4 protein-coding genes and 1 pseudogene are annotated in these 3066 nt (G+C 66.3%); 3 read left to right on the forward strand and 2 right to left on the reverse strand.

What is annotated here, in order from left to right; genetic code table 11:
- Both ACFXKG_RS41080 and ACFXKG_RS41085 read left to right on the forward strand, forming a co-directional pair.
- Nucleotides 1-193: transposase family protein (locus ACFXKG_RS41080; RefSeq protein ID WP_384850690.1), on the forward strand; the 193-nt coding region annotated here is incomplete at its 5' end.
- Between the two features lie 45 nt (nt 194-238).
- Nucleotides 239-553 carry a DUF6221 family protein gene (locus tag ACFXKG_RS41085; RefSeq protein ID WP_384850693.1) on the forward strand — a complete coding sequence of 105 codons (315 nt, stop codon included), beginning with the start codon at nt 239-241 and terminating at the stop codon, nt 551-553.
- Nucleotides 554-572: 19 nt separating this feature from the next.
- Here the strand turns inward: ACFXKG_RS41085 and ACFXKG_RS41090 are convergent, their stop codons facing one another.
- Complete coding sequence (locus ACFXKG_RS41090; protein ID WP_384850696.1) at nt 573-1352, reverse strand: NAD(P)H-dependent oxidoreductase; 780 nt, start codon at nt 1350-1352, stop codon at nt 573-575.
- 138 nt (nt 1353-1490) lie between these two features.
- Here ACFXKG_RS41090 and ACFXKG_RS41095 point away from each other — a divergent pair, with 138 nt between their 5' ends.
- Complete coding sequence (locus ACFXKG_RS41095; RefSeq protein ID WP_384850699.1) at nt 1491-2339, forward strand: helix-turn-helix transcriptional regulator; 849 nt, start codon at nt 1491-1493, stop codon at nt 2337-2339.
- A 447-nt stretch (nt 2340-2786) separates the two neighbouring features.
- Here the strand turns inward: ACFXKG_RS41095 and ACFXKG_RS41100 are convergent.
- Nucleotides 2787-2969, reverse strand: a pseudogene (locus tag ACFXKG_RS41100) (IS5/IS1182 family transposase); the annotation flags it as partial.
- Between the last annotated feature and the right edge of the window lie 97 nt (nt 2970-3066).

Below are 3066 nucleotides of genomic sequence, written 5' to 3' on the forward strand. Positions count from 1 at the left end.
CAAACGCAGGCCCTTGCAGGAACTCACCCCCACCGAGAAGACCCTCAACCGGGCCCTGGCCGCAGCACGGGCACCGGTCGAACGCGGCGTCGCGCACCTGAAGTCCTGGCGGATCTTCCGCAGATCCCGATGCAGCCCGAACCGCATGACGTCAATCGCCAAAGCCGTCCTCACCCCGGAGCGGCAACGCTGAAGAAGCTCACTGTCACAACCCGCTCTCAACCCTCAAGCCGCTCTCGTGTCCGACGCCGACGACGTCGAGCGGCCGAGGTACCTCGCCCGCGAAGATGACCACATGGACGATCTTCTGAAGTTCCTCGTCGCACGCATCATGGACGACAACCACGCCTACGCCTACGTGGCCGACACCCTGGGCGGCGAGGCTCTTCTCGACAGCCAGCTCCCCATGCTCGATCTAACCGAGCAGCTGGTGCACGACTACAAGGCGATGGATAGCTCGGACCCCCGCTCGGCTGGCCTGGCATACGCGCTTCGGGTCCTTGCCCAGTCATACGCCGAGCACCCCGCCTATCGCCAGGAATGGTGCCCATAGCCGTTCAAGGAGACAGGCTCTAGCCGCGCACGTGCAGCCCGAAACCGGTGCGGCCCGCAGGCTCCAGGCCCTCCTTCAGGTGCAGCGAGGGCATCTCGTAGTCGCCGAAATTCTGTGGCCGGAACGGGATCGGCTCGGTCGACTCCAGGCTGAGCAGGCGCTGCTCCCAGGCCTTGGCGACGTCCGGGTAGTCCTCCCTGGTCATCAGGGCGGTGCCGTACAGCACGAAGGGCGGCAGCACCTCGATGCCCGGATACCAGAAGATGCCGTGCTGGATCGGGAACAGCAGATCATCGATGGGGCCCTGGATCCCGCGGGCGGCGTAATGCGGCTCCGGGGCGCCGGTGGTCACCGACAACATAGCCTTCCTGCCCGCGAGGGTGCCTTCTCCGAAGCGATCGCCGAACCTTGCGTCGCTGTGCTCGCCGACGCCGTACGCAAAGTGGAAGGTGAATACCCTTTCCACCCAGCCTTTGAGAATCGCGGGCATCGTGTACCACCACATCGGGAACTGCATGATGATCGTGTCGGCCCACAGCAGCTTCTCCTGCTCGGCGAGGACGTCCGGGGTGAGCGTCCCGGCGTCGAAGGCCCGGCCAGAATCGTGGGTGACATTCAGCGGATTTGATGCGTTGGGGCCGAAGTCCGCGGCGTCCACGACCGCCTTCCAGTCCATCGCGTACAGATCGCTCACCCGTACCTCGTGCCCGGCGGTCTCCAATGTGGACACCGCGAGGTCCTTCAAAGAGCCGTTGAGCGACCTCGGCTCGGGGTGGGCGTAGACGATCAGCGTCTTCATGGGAACTCCTTCGGATCGGGAGCCTCCGATTCTGGGCACCGCGGCGCCCTGCATTCAGGGGCGCCTCTTCCATCGGACGGGACTTCCTGGTAACGGCAGAACCACCTTCACCGGCACCACCGAGGCCATACTGGGGGCATGGATGATCTCGCGGGCTACCTGCGGACCCGGCGTTCCCGGGTCGACCCGACGGCCGTCGACATCCCCACCGACAGCCGCCGCCGGGTCGAAGGGCTGCGCCGCGAAGAGGTCGCGCACCTGTCCGGAGTCAGCGTCGACTACTACGTACGCCTGGAGCAGGGCCGCGCGACCCAGCCCTCCGAGCAGGTCCTCGACGCGCTTGCCCGCGTCCTCGGCCTCGACGAGACCGAACGCGGGCACCTCTACCGGCTCGCGCGGCAGCGCCGCCGCCGCGCGAAGGCGCCGGGCGGGCGGGTCCGGCCAGAGCTGCTGCGCGTCCTCGACCTGGTCGCCGACGCACCCGCGCTGATCATGGACCACCGCCTGGACGTACTCGCCGGGAACCGCCTCGCCGGGCTCTTCTACGGCCGGCCGATGCCGGGCCTGAACACCGCCCGGCACATCTTCCTTGAGGAGGCCGAGCGCAGCCTTTACGCGGACTGGGAGAAATGCACCCTCGACGTGGTCGGGCACCTGCGCCTGGCCGCCGGCAAATACCCCGAGGACCCCCGTCTGGCCTCGCTCATCGGCGAGCTGGCGATGGGCAGCGAGCGTTTCCGCCGCCTCTGGGCCCGCGCGGACGTGCGCGCCCGCACACATGGACGCAAGGCGTACCGGCACCCGCTGGTCGGACTGCTGGAACTGCACCAGGAAAACTTCGCACTACCGGACGAATCAGGCATGGAGCTGCTGGTCCTGTCCGCGGCCCCCGGCAGCCCCGCCGAGGATGGGCTGCGCCTGCTCGCGGGCCTGGGCACGGCCAGCGGTGACACGCATCCCACAGTGAACGCTCAGGTCCGCGAGTAACTCAACGACTATTGCCCACCCAGCTCCCGTCGGGACTGGCCCGGAAACTGTCACCTTCACTGCGAATCCTGGAGTAGAGCGTCTCACCATCCTGACAAGGCCCAGTTCAGGAAGCACCGGTCTCGCCTTGATCGATGAGACGCGAACTCGGCGCCAGCTACAACCTCTCGGGGACTCCGTACCCTCCGTGCTCCGAGTCGCAATGCAACCTGTCACCCCGCAGGTCAGCGGACCTGTCTCTGCAAGATCTAATGAGACGGGACACCGTGCAACGCCCTTGTCCAGGTCGATACCAAGTGGCGTCCCCCTCTCCGATCCGGACGTTCTTACGCAACCTCTCCTGCTCCATCGCCCACTTCACCACCTGCGCGGCTGTAGAGAACTCCTGGAACAGCGCAGAAGTACTCCCCTTTCGTCTTGCGGTAGTAGATCCACCCACGTTGCTCTGCCGGGCAGGGGCCCACCGACGGCGCCGACGAGCCGGGTTTCCGCTTCGATGACGACCTGGTGGTTGGTGGAGTACTGGTAGTTCTTCGACTGCTCCCACCTGGTGGTCGCGGGTGGGAACCAGGGTGCCGCCGTGATATGCACGGCGCCCTTGCAGAACAGCTTGCGCTGCTGCAGAGCGAGCGCTAGGGCCTGTTGCGAAAGTGGATCTTGGTCGTGAATGATCACGTGTCGTGGAGCGTGGTGGAGATCTGACAAGTAGCCAGTGGGCCCGGCTGGA

Source organism: Streptomyces sp. NPDC059255, assembly GCF_042752355.1.
In the GTDB taxonomy this organism is placed as follows: Bacteria; Actinomycetota; Actinomycetes; order Streptomycetales; family Streptomycetaceae; genus Streptomyces.

What these genes read in the sequence shown, in the direction of transcription:
- ACFXKG_RS41095 (WP_384850699.1), top strand. Translation starts at nt 1,491, where the DNA reads ATGGATGATCTCGCGGGCTACCTGCGGACCCGGCGTTCCCGGGTCGAC.
- ACFXKG_RS41090 (WP_384850696.1), bottom strand. Translation starts at nt 1,352, where the DNA reads ATGAAGACGCTGATCGTCTACGCCCACCCCGAGCCGAGGTCGCTCAAC.